23 protein-coding genes, 1 tRNA gene and 1 pseudogene are annotated in these 20,377 nt (G+C 68.1%); 10 read left to right on the top strand and 15 right to left on the bottom strand.

The annotated features are described in order from the left end of the window. Positions 1-13: 13 nt before the first annotated feature. Positions 14-466: a TIGR00725 family protein gene (locus tag EDM04_RS09315; RefSeq protein WP_123621397.1), complete on the bottom strand. Its 453-nt coding sequence runs from the start codon at positions 464-466 to the stop codon at positions 14-16. A gap of 102 nt (positions 467-568) precedes the next feature. Between EDM04_RS09315 and EDM04_RS09320 the strand changes: the two genes are divergently transcribed. The 3 genes from EDM04_RS09320 (at position 569) to EDM04_RS18510 (ending at position 3,938) form a co-directional block, all read left to right on the top strand. Further along, positions 569-1,225, top strand: coding sequence for an HAD family hydrolase (locus tag EDM04_RS09320; RefSeq protein ID WP_123621399.1), 657 nt, complete (start codon positions 569-571; stop codon positions 1,223-1,225). A gap of 88 nt (positions 1,226-1,313) precedes the next feature. After that, a complete protein-coding gene (locus EDM04_RS09325; RefSeq protein WP_123621401.1) occupies positions 1,314-3,683 on the top strand; it encodes an ATP-dependent DNA helicase in 2,370 nt (789 codons plus the stop codon). Between the two features lie 102 nt (positions 3,684-3,785). Further along, positions 3,786-3,938, top strand: a complete 153-nt coding sequence (locus tag EDM04_RS18510) for a hypothetical protein (protein WP_164471112.1) — start codon at positions 3,786-3,788, stop codon at positions 3,936-3,938. On the opposite strand, the pseudogene EDM04_RS09330 reads toward EDM04_RS18510, so the two are convergent. From EDM04_RS09330 to EDM04_RS09350, 5 genes and pseudogenes are all read right to left on the bottom strand, one after another. Beyond that, positions 3,908-4,116: pseudogene (locus EDM04_RS09330) on the bottom strand (hypothetical protein); the annotation flags it as partial. The gene EDM04_RS18510 and the pseudogene EDM04_RS09330 sit on opposite strands and share 31 nt — an antisense overlap. A gap of 103 nt (positions 4,117-4,219) precedes the next feature. Next, positions 4,220-4,831, bottom strand: coding sequence for a translation initiation factor IF-2 subunit beta (locus EDM04_RS09335; protein WP_123621403.1), 612 nt, complete (start codon positions 4,829-4,831; stop codon positions 4,220-4,222). A 201-nt stretch (positions 4,832-5,032) separates the two neighbouring features. Further along, positions 5,033-6,307 (bottom strand): RNA-guided endonuclease TnpB family protein, encoded by a 1,275-nt coding sequence (locus EDM04_RS09340; RefSeq protein WP_123621405.1) that lies wholly within the window; start codon positions 6,305-6,307, stop codon positions 5,033-5,035. A gap of 254 nt (positions 6,308-6,561) precedes the next feature. Beyond that, positions 6,562-6,636: transfer RNA gene (locus EDM04_RS09345), tRNA-Met, on the bottom strand. Between the two features lie 116 nt (positions 6,637-6,752). Beyond that, entirely contained in the window at positions 6,753-7,001 is a 249-nt protein-coding gene (locus tag EDM04_RS09350) for a hypothetical protein (RefSeq protein WP_123621407.1), read from the bottom strand. Between the two features lie 128 nt (positions 7,002-7,129). Here EDM04_RS09350 and EDM04_RS09355 point away from each other — a divergent pair, with 128 nt between their 5' ends. Next, complete coding sequence (locus tag EDM04_RS09355; protein ID WP_123621409.1) at positions 7,130-8,746, top strand: long-chain-fatty-acid--CoA ligase; 1,617 nt, start codon at positions 7,130-7,132, stop codon at positions 8,744-8,746. A 30-nt stretch (positions 8,747-8,776) separates the two neighbouring features. On the opposite strand, the gene ftsY is transcribed toward EDM04_RS09355, so the two are convergent. The 9 genes from ftsY to EDM04_RS09400 all read right to left on the bottom strand — a co-directional run bounded on the left by ftsY (position 8,777) and on the right by EDM04_RS09400 (position 14,907). After that, a complete protein-coding gene (gene ftsY / locus EDM04_RS09360; protein ID WP_123621411.1) occupies positions 8,777-9,922 on the bottom strand; it encodes a signal recognition particle-docking protein FtsY in 1,146 nt (381 codons plus the stop codon). 9 nt (positions 9,923-9,931) lie between these two features. Further along, the gene (pfdA, locus tag EDM04_RS09365; protein WP_123621535.1) at positions 9,932-10,387 is read right to left on the bottom strand and encodes a prefoldin subunit alpha; all 456 of its coding nucleotides are present in this window, start codon (positions 10,385-10,387) and stop codon (positions 9,932-9,934) included. Further along, entirely contained in the window at positions 10,387-10,563 is a 177-nt protein-coding gene (rpl18a, locus tag EDM04_RS09370; RefSeq protein WP_123621413.1) for a 50S ribosomal protein L18Ae, read from the bottom strand. Before rpl18a ends, pfdA begins: the two co-directional genes overlap by 1 nt. A gap of 62 nt (positions 10,564-10,625) precedes the next feature. Continuing rightward, the gene (locus EDM04_RS09375) at positions 10,626-11,441 is read right to left on the bottom strand and encodes an ABC transporter permease (protein WP_123621415.1); all 816 of its coding nucleotides are present in this window, start codon (positions 11,439-11,441) and stop codon (positions 10,626-10,628) included. After that, complete coding sequence (locus tag EDM04_RS09380) at positions 11,438-12,463, bottom strand: ABC transporter ATP-binding protein (RefSeq protein ID WP_123621417.1); 1,026 nt, start codon at positions 12,461-12,463, stop codon at positions 11,438-11,440. The genes EDM04_RS09375 and EDM04_RS09380 overlap by 4 nt, the downstream gene beginning before the upstream one ends. A 96-nt stretch (positions 12,464-12,559) precedes the next feature. Further along, on the bottom strand, positions 12,560-13,225 hold the full coding sequence (locus tag EDM04_RS09385; protein WP_123621419.1) for a translation initiation factor IF-6: 666 nt from the start codon (positions 13,223-13,225) through the stop codon (positions 12,560-12,562). A gap of 1 nt (position 13,226) precedes the next feature. Continuing rightward, on the bottom strand, positions 13,227-13,505 hold the full coding sequence (locus EDM04_RS09390) for a 50S ribosomal protein L31e (protein ID WP_123621421.1): 279 nt from the start codon (positions 13,503-13,505) through the stop codon (positions 13,227-13,229). Continuing rightward, positions 13,506-13,658 (bottom strand): 50S ribosomal protein L39e, encoded by a 153-nt coding sequence (locus EDM04_RS09395; protein WP_004050128.1) that lies wholly within the window; start codon positions 13,656-13,658, stop codon positions 13,506-13,508. A gap of 130 nt (positions 13,659-13,788) precedes the next feature. After that, positions 13,789-14,907 (bottom strand): M20 family metallopeptidase, encoded by a 1,119-nt coding sequence (locus EDM04_RS09400; protein WP_123621423.1) that lies wholly within the window; start codon positions 14,905-14,907, stop codon positions 13,789-13,791. 436 nt (positions 14,908-15,343) lie between these two features. Between EDM04_RS09400 and msrA the strand changes: the two genes are divergently transcribed. From msrA to gatA, 6 genes are all read left to right on the top strand, one after another. Then, positions 15,344-15,880, top strand: coding sequence for a peptide-methionine (S)-S-oxide reductase MsrA (gene msrA, locus EDM04_RS09405; protein ID WP_123621425.1), 537 nt, complete (start codon positions 15,344-15,346; stop codon positions 15,878-15,880). A 498-nt stretch (positions 15,881-16,378) separates the two neighbouring features. Beyond that, a complete protein-coding gene (gene ribH / locus EDM04_RS09410; RefSeq protein ID WP_123621427.1) occupies positions 16,379-16,783 on the top strand; it encodes a 6,7-dimethyl-8-ribityllumazine synthase in 405 nt (134 codons plus the stop codon). A 27-nt stretch (positions 16,784-16,810) separates the two neighbouring features. Then, a complete protein-coding gene (locus EDM04_RS09415) occupies positions 16,811-17,965 on the top strand; it encodes a pyridoxal phosphate-dependent aminotransferase (protein WP_123621429.1) in 1,155 nt (384 codons plus the stop codon). A 107-nt stretch (positions 17,966-18,072) separates the two neighbouring features. Continuing rightward, positions 18,073-18,582, top strand: coding sequence for a universal stress protein (locus tag EDM04_RS09420; RefSeq protein ID WP_123621431.1), 510 nt, complete (start codon positions 18,073-18,075; stop codon positions 18,580-18,582). A gap of 79 nt (positions 18,583-18,661) precedes the next feature. Further along, positions 18,662-19,012 carry an Asp-tRNA(Asn)/Glu-tRNA(Gln) amidotransferase subunit GatC gene (gene gatC, locus EDM04_RS09425; protein ID WP_123621433.1) on the top strand — a complete coding sequence of 117 codons (351 nt, stop codon included), beginning with the start codon at positions 18,662-18,664 and terminating at the stop codon, positions 19,010-19,012. Then, entirely contained in the window at positions 19,012-20,328 is a 1,317-nt protein-coding gene (gene gatA, locus EDM04_RS09430) for an Asp-tRNA(Asn)/Glu-tRNA(Gln) amidotransferase subunit GatA (protein ID WP_123621435.1), read from the top strand. The genes gatC and gatA overlap by 1 nt, the downstream gene beginning before the upstream one ends. The last annotated feature ends 49 nt before the right edge of the window (positions 20,329-20,377 follow it).

The raw sequence follows: 20,377 nt of genomic DNA on the forward strand, positions 1-20,377 counted from the left end.
TCGGTCGATCGACTCACCGCGTCTTCTCGACCTCCCCTTCCACGTAGTCGACCGCCGCCGCCGGCGACTCCGCCGCTTCCACGCCCGCCACGTCGTGCGTGTCGAGCCCGGCGACGGCGCGCCCGTGCGCGAGCGCCAGTCCGATCTCCGAGAGCGTGCCGTACGAGCCGTCGACGGCGATCGCGGCGTCGCCGTTCATCACGACGAGCGCGTTGCGGGCGTGGCCCATCCCGGTCGCGATCGGGACCGTGACGTGGGGGTTCGCGTCCGCGCGCCGGTCGGTCGGGAGAATCCCGATCGCCTCCCCGCCGGCGTCCGCGGCGCCGCGGCAGACCGCTTCCATCACGCCGCCGAGGCCGCCGCAGACGACCGCGTGGCCGCGGTTCGCGAGCTGTTCCCCCAGTTTCTCGGCGATCGCCGCCGTCTCGGGCGGGACCGAGCTCCCGCCGATGACGCTGACGCGCATACCGCGGGACGCGGGGCGAACGTATATAAATGAAGATAACTGAGGCCGTACCTGTCGCGGAGTTGGTGAAACCCTTTTAAGCGCTGAGCGTGGATACTCCCTATGACGTACGATACCGTCGTGTTCGACAACGACGGTGTCCTCGTGGGCCGCACGCGCTTCGACGTGCTCCGGGATGCAACCCGGGACGCGTTCGAGGAGTGCGGCGTCGAGGAGCCCGATCCGGACGACGTAGAGCGCATGACCATCGGTGCGACCCCCGGCAGCGTGGGGACCGTCTGCCAGACGTACGACCTCGATCCGGGGTCGTTCTGGCGGACCCGCGACGACGTGGTCTCGAAGGCCCAACAGCAGGAGGCACGCGAGGGGCGGAAGACCCCCTACGACGACCTCGACGAGCTGCAGAGCCTCGAGGTGGAGATGGGGATCGTCTCCTCGAACCAACAGGCCACCGTCGACTTCCTCGTCGACCACTTCGACGGCTTCGAGCGATTCGGCGCGGCCTACGGTCGCGAGCCCACGATCCACTCGCTCCAGCTCCGCAAGCCGAACCCACACTACATCGAGCAGGCGCTCGGCGATCTCGACGCCGGCAACGCCCTGTTCGTCGGCGACAACGAGTCCGACGTGCGCGCCGCCGAGAACGCGGGCATCGACTCCGCGTTCATCCGCCGGCCGCACCGCCGCGACTGGGAGCTGAACGTCTGGCCGACGTGGGAGATCGACCGGCTCTCCGACCTCCACGAGATCGTCGGGTAGTCGCGATCGGCGGCGGGCTCGAGCGAGAAGGGCCCCACCGCCGCCGCTCTCTCAAGGTTTAACTCCGATCGGGAGCTACGCCGCCACAGTGACAGACGCCCCGCCGTGGACCGACATCTTCGGCCACGCTGAGCCGTACCCCGAGCAGGCCGACGGGATCGACGCCGCGATCGACGCCGCCGAGGACGGCGGCTTCCTCGCCTTGGAGGGCGCCTGCGGGACCGGTAAGACGATGCTCGCGCTCACCGCCGGACTCGACCGCGTGCGCGACCCCGATTCGGAGTTCGAACGCGTGTTCGTCCTCACGAGCGTCAAACAGCAGCTGCGCCAGTTCGAGACGGACCTGGAGACGATCAACGGGGACCTCCCCGACGGCTACGACCCGGTCTCCGGGCTCACCCTCGTCGGCAAGGCCGACGTGTGTCCGTACGCCCGCGAGAACCGCGGCGGGATCGACCGCGAGAACGTGTACGAGCGCTGCGAGGGGCTCCGCGAGCGCACCCGCAACCTCGTCGGCGACGGCGGCGCGACGACGACGTCGAACCTCGTGAGCGAGGCGCAGAGCCAGCAGGTCGGACTGATGGACTCGGGGTCCGCGACCGGCTCCGGCGCGAGCGGCAGCGACGCGCCCGCCGCCGACTACCTCACCGTCGACGGCGAGCCAACCCCGTACCGTCCGGACACCGAGGAGTTCGAGAGCACCGAGTTCTGCCCGTTCTACGCCGGCTTCCTCGACGACCTTCCGGAGGACGGCGACCCCGCGGAGGCGGTCCCGTTCGATGTGACCGAGCTCGGCCACGTCGGACCGACGGAGCTGGTCCGGCTCGCCGCCGGCCACGGCTCCTGTCCCCACTCGATCATGGGCGCGCTCGTCCCCGAGGTCGAGGTCGTGATCGGCAACTACTACCACGCGTTCGACCCGGTGACGACGGGCACGTTCACGGGCGCGCTCTTAGACGACTCGACGTTCGTCGTCTGCGACGAGGCCCACATGCTCGAACCGCGCGTCCGGGACCTCGTGAGCGACCGGGTCGCCGACGCCAGCCTCCGCGACGCCGAGAACGAGCTCACCCGCGTCGTCCAGCCCCTCTCCTTCGAGACGGCGGGCGCCGAGTCGGACGACGCGGCGCTCGTGCGCGGCGAGCTGGAGGACGCCGACGTGAGCGTCGAGGAGATCGAGTCCGTCCGGGAGTTCTACGCCGACCTCCGCGGCGAGCTCGACAGGCGGGTGACCGAGCGGCTGGACCGAGAGCGCCCGGACTGGCGGGCGTCGATGCGGGAGCTCGACGACGACGAGATCGCACTCCGCGATCCGGAGGAGCCCGCCGAAGACGGGATCACGACGTGGGCGAAGCGAGAGGGGTACGGCGACCGCGTCTGGGCCCGCGCGGAGCAGGTCGGCGCGGTCGTCAAGCGCGTGCTCGACTCGCTGGAGGAGGAGGACAAGAAGCGCGCCGCGCCAGGCGTCGGCCGCACCCTCAACGCGTGGTACCGCGAGGACCACGAGGAGTTCTTCCGCGCGATCGACTTGGAGCGGACGTGGGACGAGACGGCGCCGCCGGATTCGTGGCGGCGCGCGTACAACGCAAGCCTCGCGCTGTACAACTGCCTGCCGAGCGAGCCGATCGGCGACCGGCTCGCGGAGTTCGGCGGCGGCGTGTTGATGAGCGCGACGCTGGAGCCGATGGACGTGTTCCGCGAGGTGACCGGCCTCGACCACCTGGAGGAGCGAGGGCGCCCGGTCGTCGAGCGCACCTACGGACTCTCCTTCCCCGAGGAGAACCGCGAGAGCTTCGCGGTCGACGCGCCGAAGTTCACGTATCAGAACCGCGGCGCGCCCGGCGAGGAGAACGACACCCGCCTCGCGCACCTCGACGCGACCGCGGCGGTGGCGGGCCGCGAGGGGAACGTCTTGGTCGGGACGCCGAGCTACGCGGAGGCGACGTGGATGGCCGAGTCGCTCTCGGAGCGGCTCGACAAGCCGGTGCTGCTCGACGAGTCCTCGGGCGACCGCGCCACGGAGTCGCTGAAGGACGACTTCTTCGCGGGCGACGGAAAGGTGCTCGTGACGAGTCTCCGGGGGACGCTCACCGAGGGCGTCGACTACCGCGGCGACCGGCTGTCGGCCGCCGTGGTCTGTGGCGTCCCGATCATCAACACGGCGCGTCCCCGGACGCGAGCGGTGATCACGGCGTACGACAGGCGGTTCGAGTCGGGGTTCGAGACCGCGCTCACCGTGCCCGCGGTCCGGAAGGCCCGCCAGGCCGTCGGCCGGGTGATCCGCGGGCCGGACGAGCGCGGGGTCCGCGTCCTCCTCGACGCCCGCTACGCCCGCGAGTCGTGGAACAGCGTCCGGGAGTACCTCCCGGAGCACGAGCGCGACGAGTACCAGCCCGTGAGCCCGGACATGCTCGGGCTCGCGCTCGATCGGTTCGAGCGACGGGCGGGCGGCGACTGACCCCGATCGACCCGACGGATCCCGGCGGTAACGTCGGACTAACCGTCCCGGCGACCCGATATGATGTTTCTAACTAGACCGTCACGGCCCGTGGTCGTCTCCATGAGTTCGGTAACGCAGAAACCGCAGTACCACGTCGTCTGCCGGGAGTGTTCGGTCGAGCGGCTGTTCGACGCCAGTCCCGACGCAGACGATCTGAAGCAAGAACACGCCGAGGAGACGGGTCATCGGGTCGTCGTCGGCCGCGTACGATAATCACACCACGTTCGAGTCGATATCGTCACGTTCGGGTCGATATCGTGCGGGAAGTTCGTGAGCCGCCCGGTCCCGATTCGGTGATCGCCACCGTGTCGGAGTGGCGGTAACCGCACTCGTCGGTGTACAGCTCCGGCTCGATCGTGTACACCTGACCGGGGGCCATGTGCGCGTCGTCGGGGAGTCGAGTCGCCATGGCTCACGCTCCGGAAGCGAGCGGATAAACCGCCGGATAGCGGAACGGCAAACGACCGAAAAGCGGGTCCCGTCTCCGTCCGTCGTCAGTTCTCGCGGCGGGCGAACGCGAGGTTGCCGGAGACGTTCTTGATGTAGGCTTTGACCGTCTCGCCCTCCTGTGCGCCGGGGACGAAGACCGTGTACTCGCCGCGCTCGGCGACGCCGTCGCCCTTGCGGCCGGTGCCGACGATCTCGAGCTCGTAGGTGTTGCCCGACTCGATCGCCTCCTCCTGTCGCTGGGTGTTCGAGGTGTTCTGCTTGGCGACGGGTCGGAACGCCCCGCAGGCCTCACACCGGAGCATCGGCGTGCGGTTCTCGGTCTCGAGCCGGGTGTCCGGCAGGCCGCACTCCGAACAGGTGACGAACGACTCGATGTACGAGTCGATCGCGGCCTGGAAGTCGCGCTCGCGGAAGTTCCCGCTGTAGCGGGCCCGTCCGTCCTCGTACTGGCCGGCGGTCCCGAGCTCCTGCTGGATCTTCGAGTGGACGTGTTCGGGGTCGCGGCTCAGGGCGTCGGCGATCGCCGAGAGGTTCGTCAGTCGGGTGAACGCGCCGTCCTTCTGCGCCTCCGGGTCCGGGACCGACAGCCGCTCGTCGGAGCCGCCGAGGTCCGGAACCTCCTCCATCGCGCGGTCGAGGCTCGATTCGTAGTCCATACGGGACGGAACGGCGGCGCGACGGAAATCGCTTCCGGGTTCGGTGGCGTCTCCGGAAAGTAAAGACGATGCTGGGAGGGTAGCAGTCTGCCAGAAGTAGCGGGAGGTGAACTGCCTCGGAGACAACTGATTTGAGAGACCATTGATCTCTCGTCATCCCGGAAAGCGAAGTCTTCCGGCTGCCCCGAGGCTTCCCGTGGTTTAATCGTACACTCCCGACCGACCATCGGTCTGGTAGTCTCGAACGGTCGGGTGGGTCACGGTCGGGGCGTCCACGGCCCCCGATGCCTGCCGTCGCACCTTCCGAACTTGAGGGAGGCTTTTGAGAGCAGGCACATTCCAATTGAGTTTCTTGATGCCTTTCACACCGATGTTGACGCTTGCACTACGGTCGCTATGGTCTTGATGCCCGCACGACCGACATTTGAATCGTTTCTTGTTACGGTTTGCACGCTCTGTGTGTCCGCATATCGGACACCGCTGACTCGTGTACTCAGGGTTAATCCATGTGGTCGGTATCCCCTTGAACGACGCCTTATAGGACGTATAGAACTGGAGAGCGCGGAACGGGAGGTGGTGTAAACGTCGGTTCATCCGCGTGCCGTAGTCAATGCCATCGCGCATCTCTTTGAGGTCTTCAAAGACGATACACGGTTTCTCGAACTGACGGATCCACTCCACGATATGATAACTCACTTTGTGGAGTCGGTCGCGGACGAACCGTTCCTCACATCCTTCGAGCGTGTCGTGGATACTTTCTTTCCCCGCGTTCTGGATGCGCTTTCGCATCGTGAAGTAGCGGTGGCGTTCAAATTTGATTTCGGGGAAGTCAATAACTACCGAATTTTTAATGCCATTCTCAGAGAGTGCAGTGAGAGCCACATTATCTTCGTTCACATCCATGCCAACGACGGTCCGCGAGTCGTGCTTGCCTCGGACAGTCCGTTCTGTGTTAGCAATGTTAACATGTAACTCAGGATCATCGTTGTGGAATAGAGCTTCTGCCGTCCCAATTTTCCACTCATCGTTTTCTAGTGCAGTTTTGAGTGTATCAAGGTGAGCATCAGATCCCTTGAGGACTCCTTTGATATGCTGGTATGGCTTTGCACTGATGCGGAACGTAATATTTCCACCTTCGTCGAGTGACAGGTTGTACCCCTCTTCGTAGTTCGCACGAAGCGGGTACATGCCGTCCTTGGTGTGGCTCGGCTGGCCGAAGTCGTCGTACTCGTGGTAGTTCTCCATCGCGCCGAGTGCTTTAGCGGCGACACGCTGAGTTGTGTTTTTTATGAGATTGGAATTGCCTGCCACTCGGTCGGGGATCGCGTCCCAGTTTACGCCTTGTTTGGCAAGGCGGATCGTTTCGTTGTACACCCGGCGAGCTTCGAGTGTGGCGTCGTACAGCAGGCTCTCGTTATCACTCTGGACATCGAGTTGGAAATCAATCGTTTTGATAAGAGCCTGTGTGTCGGTCATGCACTCAAGTTAGGTAACCGTGGGTTTTACTTGAACATCAGCCATCCACGGTAGAAGTGGAAATTCTAACGAGTCTACGATGCTCACCCATCGGGGGTAAGCTCCAAGATGCTCGGTCTGGTCCGCCGTAGATCTGAACCACGGTCCCTCCACACTGCCCCGTTCCCTGATTCAAAACTGCTCCGAGGCGATCTCGTCGACGAGGTCGTTCATGCCTCGTCACGCTCGGCGTTTGTTGTCGTCGACAAAAAAAATAGCGGGAGGTAGATTTGAACTACCGATCTCCGGGTTATGAGCCCGGCGGAATCTCCTGGCTATCCCATCCCGCTATCGTATCAAACTCGCGTGCGACTGTTAAGGGTTCTGATCCCGTCGCCCGTGTGCGATTCGTCCACGAACCGTTTATATATTGATCGAGGCTATCACTCCCGATCGCCGGCGACCGTCAGGCGGTCTCGTCGTCGGAGACGTCGCCGTCCGAATCGACACTCGCCGCCGCGTACCGCTGGCGGAGCCGGAGCGCGGCGAGCGCGCCGATCGAGAACCCGACCGGCAACACGGCGTCGGCGGGATCGCCCGAGAGCGCGCGTTGAGCGGTCAGCCCCGCCATCAGGGCGAACAGCAGCGCCATCAGTCCCGCGATCGGGACCACGTAGCCGTCGGTGAACGGAGTTCGGTCGGTCTCGTCGCTCATGCGGGTACATCGGACAGGCCGGATTAAAAACCCGAGGCGGACGGGAGCGATCCGAACGTGTTCGCTCGGCCGTCTCTCCCTTGCATCGGCCGCAAACGCTTTCATGCATCATAGATAGTGATAAACCGATGCGAAAACCGCTACTGACGACGGACTTCCTGGACCGAGCGCGGCGCCACTACGCCGACGAGGAGGCCGTTCTCGCCACGGACGGGACGCGGTACACCTACGCCGAGCTGGGCGAGCGCGCGGACCGGTTCTCCGCGGCCCTGCAGGAGCGCGGGATCGAGAAGGGCGACCGCGTCGCGGTGTTGGACCCGAACACCCACTACCACTTGGAGGCCGCCTACGGCGCGATGCAGGTCGGCGCGGTCCACGCCCCGCTGAACTACCGACTCACGCCCGACGACTTCTCGTACATGCTCTCCGACGCGGGCGTCGACGCCGTCTACGCCGACGCCGAGTACGCCGAAAACATCGAGGCGGTCCGCGAGGAGGTGCCGACCGAGACGTTCCTCACGAACGACGCCGACGCGGTCGCGGGCGACTGGAAGTCGTTCGACGAGGCGCTCGCCGACGCGGACCCCGACGCCTACGAGCGCCCGGAGATGGACGAAGACGACGTGATAACGATCAACTACACCTCGGGGACGACGGGCGACCCGAAGGGCGTCTGTCGGACGCACCGCGCGGAGACGCTCCACGCGTACCTGATCGCGATCCACCAGGAGATCACCGACGACGACGTCTACCTCTGGACGCTCCCGATGTTCCACGTCAACGGGTGGGGCCACATCTACGCGGTCACGGGGATGGGCGCCCGGCACGTCTGCACCCGCGGCGTCGACGTCGCCGAGACGTTCGACCGGATCCGCGAGGAGGACGTCTCGTACTTCTGTGCGGCCCCCACGGTGCTCAACATGCTCGGCGACCACCACGCCGAGCACGGCGGCGCGACGACCGGCGACAGCGACGTGCGCGTCGCGACCGCGGGCGCGGCGCCGCCGGAGGCGACGATCCGCACCGTCGAGGAGGAGTTCGGCTGGGAGCTCAAACACGTGTACGGCGCGACCGAGACGGGACCGCTCGTGACGACGTCGGACGCCAAGCGCCACTACGACGCCGACTCCGACGACCGGTTCGCGGTCAAGAAGACCCAGGGGATCGGCTACCTCGGCACCGACGTGCGCGTCGTCGACGAGGACGGCGAGGACGTGCCCGCCGACGGCGAGACGATCGGCGAGATCGTCGTCCGCGGCAACCAGGTGATGGACCGCTACTGGAACAAGCCCGAGGCCACCGAGGCGGCGTTCTCGGAGCGGCTGGAAGGGTACTACCACATGGGCGACCTGGCCGTCGTCGACGAGGACGGCTTCGTCTCGATCCAAGATCGGAAGAAGGACATCATCATCTCCGGCGGCGAGAACATCTCCTCGATCGAACTTGAGGACACCCTCTTCGAGCACGACGCCGTCTCCGACGCCGCCGTCATCCCCGCGCCCGACGAGCGGTGGGGCGAGACCCCGAAGGCGTTCGTGGTCCCGACGAGCGGCGACCCCGACGACCCGGGCGCGACGCCCCAGGATCTCAAGACGTTCGTCCGCGAGCGCGTCGCCGACTACAAGACGCCCGGCGAGGTGGAGTTCGTCGCCGACCTCCCGACGACCGCCACCGGAAAGATCCAGAAGTACGAGCTCCGCGAGCGCGAGTGGGACGAGGAGGACCGGATGGTCGGGGAGGGGTAGCCGAAAAGCGCGACGGCGGAAGTACCCGCCTCAGTCCCCGCCGAGCAGGCTCTCGACGAGTTCCTCGGGTTCGAACAGGGTGAGGTCGTCGTACCCCTGTCCGGTGCCGAGGAAGAGGATCGGCTTTCCGGTGACGTACGCGACCGAGATGGCGGCGCCGCCGGAGGAGTCGGCGTCGGCCTTCGTCAGGATGGCGCCGTCGATCTCGGCGGCGTCGTTGAACTCCTTCGCGCGGTTCACCGCGTCCTGCCCCGCGACCGCCTCGTCGACGAACAGGGTCATGTCCGGGTCGACGACGCGGTCGATCTTCTCCAGTTGGGCCATCAGGTCATCGCTCGTGTGGAGCCGGCCCGCGGTGTCGCCCAAGACGACGTCGATGTCGTTCGCCTGAGCGTACTCGACGCCGTCGTAGATCACGGCGGCGGGGTCACCGCCCTGGTCGTGGGAGATGAGCTCCCGGTCGAGCCGGTCGGCGTGCTCCTGGATCTGCTCGTTGGCGCCCGCCCGGTAGGTGTCGCCGTTCGCCATCACGGACGAGTAGCCGCGGTCGGCGAGCCACTCCGAGAGCTTCGCGATGCTCGTCGTCTTCCCGACGCCGTTGACGCCGGTGAAGACGATGGTGACGGGCTTGTCCGCCTCCGCGATCCGCTCTTCGAAGTCGAACTGGCCGACGGCGATCACGTCGAGGAGGGCGTCGTGAAGCGCCGACTCGACGAGCTCGCCGGTCGTCTCGACCTGCTTTCGGGACTCGCCGAGCATCTTCTCGCGGACGGTCTCGAGGATGCGCTCGGCGACGCTCATCTCCACGTCGCTCTCTAAGAGGGCCATCTCGAGGTCCCACAGCGGTTCCTCTAAGTCCTCCTCCTCGATGATGATCCGGCCGGTCGCGAACGCCTTCGCGCGCTGGAAGGTGCTTGGCTCGTTGTCGTCGTCGCCTTCGCCGTCAACGGCGGCGTCGTCGTCCCCGGAGGCGACTCCCGCGGACGATTCGCCGGCTCCGGCCTCGCTCTCCGCGGGCCGGTCGTCCCCGGCGGACTCGGCGGCGGCGCTCTCGGTAGCCTCCGGCTCGTCTCCCGTTGACTCTTCCTGCTCCGCGGGTTCGGCCTCCTCGACCTCGGCGTTCTCCTCGACGTCCTCTCGGAACCCGGAGAGCTTGTCTTTCAGTCCGTCGAACACGGTCGGTCGTTACTCCTCGTCGCCCTGCTGTTGCTGCATCTGCTGCATCTGCTGTTGCTGCATCTGCTGTTGCATCTGCTGGGCCTGCTGTTCGAGCTCGTCGCTCTCGCTCTCGAGCTCGTCGACCTCCTCTTCCGTCTCCTCGATGCGGTCGTCGAGCGCGTCGCGCTTGCGCCCGAGCACGTCGATGGCGTCCTCCTCGCTCTGCTCCGCGGAGTAGTTGCCGCCGAGCGAGACGATGATCTCGTCGATGTCCTGGACCTCGGCGCGCACGTAGGCGCCGCCGCCGAGCGGGACCTGCACCGTCGCGCCCGTGTCGAGGGTCTCGATGGCCTCGACCGCGTCGTCGATGTCGGACTGCTCCTCGCGGTAGTCGGCGATTTCGGACTCGAGCGCCTCGATCTCCTCGTCGAGCGCCTGCAGCTCCTGGGAGAGCTGCTGGAGCTGCTGTTGCCCGCCGCCCATCATGCCGCGGACACCTCCTCGATCTCGATCTGGGCGCGCTTCCGGCTGTGCTGGCTCCCGACCGTGGTGTAGATGCGCTCGCGGGCGAGGTCCTCGTTCTCCGCCTCGACGTCCTTGGTGAACGGCTGGAAGCCGTCTCGACTCTGGAACCGTCCACTCACCGTGTAGGTACTCATGTTCTCCGATCCGGCAGGGACAGGGAAGTATCTTCCTAAAAAACGAGACGGTCAGGCGCGGGTCACCCGGCGAGGTCGGCCCGCCGGAACCGGACGACGGCGAGGAGAACGAGCGCAGCGGTCGCCGCGAGCAGGACGGCCGCCCCGACGAGGTCGTACTCGGCGTTCACGAGGACCGCGGAGGGGTCGTAGTGGGCGGTCGGGCTGATCGACCCCGCCCGGTCGTACTCGCTGCTGGCCGCGAGCGACTCGAACATGAACAGCGCGAACAGGCCGCCGAGCGCGACCCGCTGGCCGACGCTCGCGCGCGAAACGAGCGTCGAGACGGCGAGTCCGAACGCGACGCAGCACAGGTGGTACGGCAGCGCGAGCGCGTGGACGGCGACGAGCCGCTCGATCGCGATCGCCTCGCCCACCGCGAGCACGCCGACGTACGCGACGACCGGCAGGACGACGTTCAACAGGAGCACGAGCGGCACGAGCCCGAGGAATCGTCCGAACACCACGTCGCGGCGCGCCACGGGCGCGGACAGCGTGAGGTCCATCCTCCCGGAGGCCACGTCGCCGGCGATCGTCCCGCCGCTCAGGTACGCGAGGTAGAGCCCGACCATGAGCAGCCACGCGAACTGGTAGAACTCCACCGCGAGGAACCCCTCGATCGTGGAGAGGGAGACGATCCCGAACGCCTCCCGGAACGCCGGGGGAAGCGACTCGGCGTAGGCGTCGAGGTCGATGTCGGCGGTCGACATCGAGGGGAAGAAGGCTAAAAACAGCAGGAGGAAGCCCGACAGCAACCCGGTCAGGACGACCGAACCGCGGGCCCTCCCCGCCGCCTCGTACCGCGCGATCGCCAGCCACGGGGCGGGGCGGTCGCTCATCGGTCGCCCCCGCTGGCCTCCGTGTCGGCGGCGGGGGCCGCCGGTTCGGCGTCGCGATCCTCGCCGGCCCTGCCGCCTCCGCTGTCAGCGTCGGTCCCAGCGCTCCCTCCGCTCCTCCGCTCCTCGTGCCGCCGGCCCGGCCCCGGCACGTCGCCGTCGTAGAAGGTCATGAACGCCTCTTCGAGGGGCGCGTCGACCACCTCCAGATCGCGGACGGTGAACCCGTCGAGCAGGTCGATCAGCGCGTCGTACTCGCCGGTCCACGTGAACGAGACGGTCTCGCCGACGCGGAGGTTCATCGCGCCGCGGACCTCGAAGACGTCGCGGGCGACGTCCTCGGCGACGCGGACGCGGACCTGCTTGCCGCCCCGCGACCGGAGGTCCTCGACCGTCTCGACCGCGGCGAGGCGTCCCTCCCGGAGCACGGCGATGCGGTCGCAAAGGGCCGCCACCTCGCCGAGGACGTGCGAGGAGAGGAGCACGCTCGCGCCGTCGGCAACGCGCTCGCGCACCAGCGCGGCGAACTCCTCCTGTAAGAGGGGGTCGAGCCCGGAGGTCGGCTCGTCGAGTAAGAGGAGGTCCGGGTCGTGCATGACCGCGGCGACCAGGGCGACCTTCTGCCGGTTCCCCCGCGAGAGGTCGCCGATCCGCCGCGACTCGTCGAGCCCGAACCGCGAGACCAACGCCTCGCGGCTCCCGGAGCCCCGGAGCGCGGCCTGGTGGTCGAGGAACGCCTCGGCCGTGCGGTCCTCGTCGAGCCCCGGGTCGGCCGGGAGGTAGCCGATCCGCTCGCGGGCGGCGCGGGACTCGCGCGGGTCGGTCGCGTCGCGACCGAGCAACGAGGCCCCGCCGCTTGTCGGCGACAGGAACCCGAGGAGGGTGCGGATCGCGGTCGTCTTCCCGGCGCCGTTCGGGCCGAGGAAGCCGAACACCTCGCCGTCCTCGACCGCGAACGACACGTCCTCGATCCCGCGGACGTCGCCGTAGTACTTCGTCAGGGACCGACACTCGATTGCGGGCATACCGCCCGCAACTCGGCGTCGGTTCTTAAAAGGAAGGCAGAACCGACGGACAGAGAGCGGGTTTCGGTCGCAGTAGACGGCCGAGGGTTGAACCGGTCAGTCGATGAATCCGAGCGTCTCCTCTATGCGCCCGAGTTCGGGACCGGTGGTGTCCTCGCCGACGACGTACCCCTCGTCGGTGGCGACGAGCCCGGAACCGACGAGCGGCGCGCCGTAGTTGATCGTCCCGAGGTCGGCGCGCACGTCGAGCGCCTCCTCGACCGCCTGCAGCTCCGACTCGGTCGATTGGGGGTGACAGAGCACGCCCGTGTTGTTGGCGACCGCGGCGGTGCCGACCGTTCGCACGTCGCCGAGGTCGCCGCGGACCACGGGGACGTCGAGGGTGTCTCTGATCGTCACGATCGACTCGCGCGGCAGGTCCGGGTGGACGTAGGCGCCGTAGTCGTTCGCGAGGACGACGTTCCCGGCCGCGTTGATCTCGCCGGGGAGCTCGCCGACCTCGCGGTCGGCGGCCTCGGCGATCCGCGACTTCTCGCGCTCTCTGGCCCGCGCGGAGACGAGAATCCCGTTCTCGTTGCCCGTCGCGAGGGAGCCGACGGTGTTGGACCCGCCGATCGTCGTGAGGAGGGGCTCGGCGCCCAGTTCCTCGCCGAGCGCCTCAGCGAGCTCCTCGTCGACGTCCGGCCGGACCAACAGGAGGTCGTCGATCGCGCGGGCGAACACGCCCACGTACGACGAGCCGGTGAAGGTCGCCCGTAACACGTTACTCGGCGTGCTCGGCTTCGACGACGGGCTCGTCGTCCTCGACGAACCGGGCCGCGCGGACGCGGACCTTGCTCGGCGGATTCTGGCGCCCGTTCGCCCAGACGGCCTCGTTGACCGAGGTGTCGAGGACGACTTCCTCCTCGTCGACGGAGAAGTGCTGCGCGAGGTGTTCGCGGACGATCTTCATCGCGAAGTCGGCGCGTTCCTGGACCGGCTTGTCGTTGGCGTCGCGGAGCGGGACGGTGACGACGCGCTCCTCGAAATCACTCGTCGACATTTACTCGTCCAGGTCGTTCCGGCGCCAGTTGCGCCGCTTGGGGTTTCGCGTGACGTTCATGTCCGTCTTCATCATGACCCACGCGGGGACGCGGGTGTTCTGGCGTTCCGCCTTCGCCAGACGCTTTTTCTGAGCCTTCGACTTGTCTCCCATAGTGGCGCACACTTCCACCGGGGCGCATAAAACCCCTTCCATACCGTGCCGCTCGGCGGCGTCGACCGCCCGGGGGCGACGGATCGCGAGCGCTCCCCGACGACCCGCGATGCGCCGCGTCTCGGCGGGGTCAGAACGCCCGTTCGGCGAGGTTTGCGTAGATCCGGTAGCACCGATCCAGCACGTCGATCCCGACGCTCTCGGCCTCGGTGTGCGCCTCGCCCGGCTCGGAGGCCCCGCAGACGAGACAGTCCGTCCCGGCCTCGGCGAGCCAGCCCGCGTCGGTCGCGTGGGGCTTGACGACGTGTTCGGGCGCGTCGAGCCCGAGGTCGTCGTGGACCTCGCGGGCCGCCGCGAGCGCGGCGTCGGCGAAGGGGTCGTCGCCGCAGGCCATCGGCGGGAGGTCCTGGTCCACCTCCCAGTCGACGCCGTCGACCGCCTCGGCAGCGCGGTCGATATCGGCGCGGTCGCCGGGGACCGTGCGCTCGTCGATCGTCACCTCGCAGCGCTCCGGGATCACGTTCCACGTCTCGCCCCCGTGGACCATCGTCACCGCGAGCGACCCGGAGACGGACTCGCCGAAGACGGTCGCCTCCGGAGCGTCGAGCTCGCGGACCTCGTCGATCGCGTCGCTCGCCCGGTAGATCGCGTTCTCGCCGGCCTCGGGCTCGGAGGCGTGCGCCGCGGTCCCGCCCGCGACGAGCGTCGAGGCGCGCCGACCCTTGTGGGCGACGACCACGTCGGTGACGCCCGGCTTCGAGTAGTTCGTCGACCCCTCGGCGACGACCGCGCGGTCGGGGGCGAACCCCACGTCGATCGCGTGGCGCGCGCCGGTCCCGCCGACCTCCTCGCCGACGAACGAGGCGAACGCGAGCTCTCGGTCCGCCGGCGGCTCCGCGTCGCGGAACGCGAGCATGCAGGCCGCCACCGCGCCCTTCATGTCCGCCGCGCCGCGCCCGTAGATCCGGCCGTCGCGGCGCTCGACGACGTACTCGCCCGCGTTTCCTTCCCCCGCGGTCTGGCGGTCGGCCGGCGGGACCACGTCGTGGTGGCCCACGAGGGCGAGCGTGTCGGCGTCGTAGTCGTTGGTTGCGCCTTTATAAGCGATCACGTTACCGACCGCGTCGCGCTCGACCCGCGCGTCGGTCTCCGCGCGGAGCCACTCCTCGATCGCGTCGCCGGCAGCGGTCTCGTCCTCGTGCGACGGGATCGCGACGAGATCTTCGGTCAGGTCCGCGAGTTCGTTCATAGGGTGGTGTCGGTGTTTGGTGGCTTAAAAACTGAGTGTGCAGATGCGATTTGTAAGCCGATCGCGGTGGCGCGCGCCTCCGAGCGCCCTGATAAGGGCGCGAGGAGCGCCGCGCGAGGGACGCGGCGAACGCGAGCGGCGAAGCCGCGAGCCGTGAGCCGCGAGGCTGGGGAGGCGTGAGGCTGTGCTGTGCGGTCGGGCGGGACTCAAAGGGGCAGCCGGTGAGGCGGGCGCAGGCGACGTAAGGACCGCAAGGAGGGAGCGAAGCGACCGACTGAGGACCGCAACGAGCGTGCGTCCGCCTCACCGGCTGGGGCTTTGGAGTTGTTCACCGTCGATCCGGAGTTATCCACTTATAAACGCGAACCCGTCATCCCGATCGCCCTCCAGTCGTAAGCGCGCGTGATTAATACGTCTCCGAGCCCTTCGGACGAGTATGTCCGATCAGCTCGAAACAGCGACGCTCGGCGGCGGGTGCTTCTGGTGCGTCGAGGCGGCGCTCGAACTGCTCGACGGCGTCGACTCGGTCACCTCCGGCTACGCCGGGGGCCACGCCAAGGACCCGACGTACAGACAGGTCTGCTCCGGGAACACCGGCCACGCCGAGGTCGTGCAGGTGGCGTTCGACCCCGACGCGATCGCCTACGACGAAGTGCTGGAGGCGTTCTTCGAGATTCACGATCCGACCCAGCTCAACCGCCAGGGCCCGGACGTGGGGAGCCAGTACCGCTCGATCGTCCTCACCCACGACGAGGAACAGCGCGAGGTCGCCGAGGCGTACGTCGAGGCGCTCGACGAGGAGTACGACGACGACGTGGTGACCGGGATCGAGCCGCTGGAAACGTTCTACCGCGCCGAGGAGAAACACCAGGACTACTTCGCGAAGAACCCCGACGACGCCTACTGCACCTTCCACGCGAAACCGAAGATGGAGAAGGTGCGCGAGAAGTTCGAGGCGAACGTCGCGAAGTAGGGGGTTTGCGATCTCAGGTCGTGCGGGTTTGAACGCTTGAACGATTGTTTATAAGCGATCGTCGGGAGTACGTCGGTGAAGCCCTCCAAAGCCCCAGCCGCTCATTTATAAGTCATCGACACCAGACCGACGGTGAAGCCCTCCAAAGCCCCAGCCGCGAGGCGGGCGCACGCTCGCTGTGCGCTTCGGTCGCTCACTCCGTTCGCTCCCTGCAGTGCTTGCGTCGCCTGCGCCCGCCTCGCGGCTGCCCCTTTGAGTCCCACCCGACCGCAACCGCAGCCTCACGCCTCCCCAGCCTCGTCGACCACTCTCCGCTTCGCTCCGAGTGGTCGACTCCCTCGCGCGTGCTACTCGGCCGCAGGGCGGCCTCGCAGGCACGCGCCACCGCCTCTATCGTTTATAAGTACACCCGATTACCACCACCGGTCCCGAACCCGTTCGACCGGCAACCCTCCTCCGGAACGGTAGACCTTTGCCGTCCCCGATGCGAGCGGGCGTATGGTCTCGCTGGGACTGGTGGTGGCGCGGTTCAACGACTCCGTCACGGAGCCGATGGCCGAGGCCGCCCGGGAGGCGGCCGCCGACCGCGACGCCGTCGTCGTCGACGAACTGAGCGTGCCGGGAGCGTACGACAGCCCGCTGGCGGCCGACCGGCTCGCGCGCCGCGACGACGTCGACGCAGTCGCGGTAGTCGGCGCCATCGTCACCGGCGACACCGACCACGATCACGTGATCGCGAGCGCGACCGCCGACAAGCTCACGCAAGTGAGCCTCGACCGCGACACCCCCGTCACGTTCGGCGTGAGCGGCCCGGGGATGTCCGGCGCGGAGGCGCGCGAGCGCATCGACAAGGGCGCGGACGCCGCCGAGGCCGCGATCGACCTCGCGGCGGAGCTCGACTGACCGGCACCCACGATCTACCACACCACAATGAGCGACGCATACGACTTCTCAGAGCGGATCGGACGCGTAGCACCCAGCGCCACGCTGGCGATATCGAACCTGGCGGCGGAGAAGGAGGCCGAAGGGGCGGACATCGTCGACCTCTCGGTCGGCGAGCCCGACTTCGACACGCCGGAGAACGTCGTCGAGGCGGGGAAAGACGCCCTCGACGCCGGCCACACCGGGTACACCTCCTCGAACGGGATCCCGAAGCTCAAGGAGGCGATCGCGGCGAAGCTCCGCGACGACGGGATCGACGCCGACGTCGACGAGGTCGTCGTCACCCCCGGCGGCAAGCAGGCGCTGTACGAGACGTTCCAGACGCTGATCGACGACGGGGACGAGGTCGTCCTCTTGGATCCGGCGTGGGTCTCCTACGAGGCGATGGCGAAGCTCGCCGGCGCCGACCTCTCGCGGGTCGATCTGGCCCCGCACGGCTTCCAGCTGGAGCCCGCCCTCGACGCGCTCGCGGAGACGGTCTCGGACGACACCGAGCTGCTCGTCGTCAACTCCCCGTCGAACCCCACGGGCGCCGTCTTCTCGGAGACCGCCTTGGAGGGCGTCCGCGACCTCGCGGTCGAACACGACGTCGCCGTGATCTCCGACGAGATCTACGAGCAGATCACCTACGACGCCGAGCACGTCTCGCTGGCGAGCCTCGACGGGATGGCGGACCGGACGGTCACGATCAACGGCTTCTCGAAGGCGTACTCGATGACCGGCTGGCGGCTCGGTTACCTCCACGCGACCGAGGAGTTCGTCGGACAGGCCGGTAAGCTCCACTCCCACTCGGTCTCCTGCGCGGTCAACTTCGTCCAGCGCGCGGGCGTCGAGGCGCTGGAGAACACCGACGAGTCGGTCTCGGAGATGCGCGACGCGTTCCGCGACCGGCGCGACCTCCTCGTCGACCTGTTCGACGAGCACGGCGTCGACGTCGACGTGGGCGACGGCGCCTTCTACATGATGATCCCCGTCGACGAGGACGACCAGGCGTGGTGCGAGGCCGCCATCGAGGAGGCGTCCGTCGCCTGCGTCCCCGGCAGCGCGTTCAATGCTCCGGGCCACGCGCGGATCTCCTACGCCGCGAGCGAGAAGCGCCTCCGCGAGGCGGTCGACCGGCTCGTCTCGAACGACCTGCTGTAAAGCGGGACGCCACCGATCGGCACCCGTTCGGCGCCCGCATCGGCCGATATCGCACCTCTGCGGTGTATTTTTACCGTTGCCTCCCGAAATTTCAGTTCGGTGTTACGATGTACGATCAGATACTGTATCCGACGGACGGGAGCGACGGGTCGAAAGCCGCGGCGGAACACGTTCGCGAACTCGCGTCGGCGTTCGACGCGACGGTTCACGTGCTGTGCGTCGTCGACTCGCGGCACGTCGAGATCGGCACGGGCGGCGGGTTCCTCGCCGAGGACGGCTCGGCGCTGAGCGAGGACCCGATGGAGGAGGCGAGAGCGGGCACGGTCGGCGGGTACGACGACGCCAACGACCGGCGGGACGCGATGGTGGAGCACGGCGAGACGCTCGTCGAGGAGGCGAGCGCGTCGGTCGGCGACGTCGAAACGACGACCGCCGTCGAGTCGGGTACTCCCCACGAGACCATCCTCGAATACGCCGACGAGAACGACGTCGGCCTCGTCGTGATGGGGACCCGCGGCCGGACCGGCGTCGAGCGGTACCTGCTCGGCAGCGTCACGGAGAAGGTCGTCCGGCTGTCGGACGTGCCGGTGGTGACGGTTCGGGCCGGCGAGGAGTGACGCCGCCGCTTTTCGCAGGTCGACGCCGTCCGATGCGACGTTCCGAAACCCTTACTCCCGGAGCGCGACACCTCGACGTATGAGCGATACGTCCGAGTCGACGGGCGACGCGGGTGCGGATGAGGGGGGCGACGCCGACGCGCCCGCCGATTCCGACGCCGCCGCCGTCGACGCCGAGGAGGTTCGTCACGTCGCCGACCTGGCCCGGGTGCGCCTCGCCGACGACGAGGTCGAGACGTTCGCCGCCCAGTTCGGCGACATCTTGGAGTACTTCGAGGCGCTCGACGAGGTGCCCGAGACGGATCGGGAAGAGGAGCTCGTCAACGTGATGCGTCCCGATGAAGTCGAGGAGGGGCTCTCACAGGAGGAGGCGCTGTCGAACGCCGAGGAGACGGAGGACGGCTACTTCGTCGGACCGAAGGTGTCGTGATGGCGGTCGACCACAACGCCTTCATCACGGAGGAGACGATCGAGGGCGACGCCGAGGGCGGGGACGCCGACGGCCCCCTCGCGGGAACCGCGGTCGCCGTCAAGGACAACATCTCCACCGAGGGGATCCGGACGACCTGCGGCTCCGAGATGCTCGCCGACTACGTCCCGCCGTACTCCGCGACGGTCGTCGACCGCCTGCTCGACGCGGGCGCGACGATCGTCGGCAAGACGAACATGGACGAGTTCGGGATGGGGACGACCACGGAGACCTCCGCGTTCGGCCCCACGAAGAACCCGGTCGACCCGGAGCGAGTGCCCGGCGGCTCCTCCGGCGGGTCGGCGGCGGCGGTCGCCGCGGGCGAGGCCGACGTCGCGCTCGGCTCCGACACGGGCGGCTCGGTGCGGTGTCCGGCCGCGTTCTGCGGCGTCGTCGGGATCAAGCCGACCTACGGGCTCGTCTCGCGGTACGGACTGATCGCGTACGCGAACTCGCTCGAGCAGATCGGGCCGATCGCGGGCACCGTCGAGGAGGCGGCCGCCGCGCTCGACGCGATCGCGGGCCCGGACCCGCGCGACGGGACCACCCGCGACCCGAGCGAGGTCGAGGGCGCGGACCCCGACGCGAGCTACGCCGCGGCCGCCGACGGCGACGTCGACGGACTCACGATCGGAATTCCCACCGAGCTGTTCGAGGGCGCCGACGAGCGCGTCGTAGAGACGGTCGAGGCCGCGATCGCGGACCTCGAAGATCAGGGCGCGGAGACGGCCGAGATCTCCCTCCCCTCGGTCGAGCACGCGGTACAGGCCTACTACGTCATCGCGATGGCGGAGGCCTCCTCGAACCTCGCGCGCTTCGACGGCGTGCGGTACGGGAACCGCGCCGAGTCGGACGGCAACTGGAACGAGTCGTTCGCCGAGACGCGCGAGGAGGGCTTCGGCGCGGAGGTCAAGCGTCGGATCCTGCTCGGCACGTACGCGCTCTCGGCGGGCTACCACGACGAGTACTACGAGAAGGCCCAAGACGCCCGCGCGTGGGTCCGACGGGACTTCGAGGAGGCGTTCGCGGACGTGGACGTGATCGCGTCGCCGACGATGCCGGTGCTCCCCTTCGAGCTCGGCGAGAGCCTCGACGACCCGCTCCGGATGTACCTCGCGGACGCGAACACGACGCCGGCGAACCTCGCGAACCTCCCCGCGATCTCGGTCCCTGCGGGCGAGGCGGACGGGCTCCCGGTCGGCCTCCAGCTGGTCGGCCCGAAGTTCGACGAGGAGACCGTGATCCGCGCCGCGAGCGCGGTCGAGGACGCCAGCTGAAGGTCGCTGCCGGCGGCTCTTAATCCGCGTGAAACCGCGTTGAGCGTCT

Source organism: Halorubrum sp. CSM-61, assembly GCF_003781945.1.
GTDB lineage: Archaea > Halobacteriota > Halobacteria > Halobacteriales > Haloferacaceae > Halorubrum.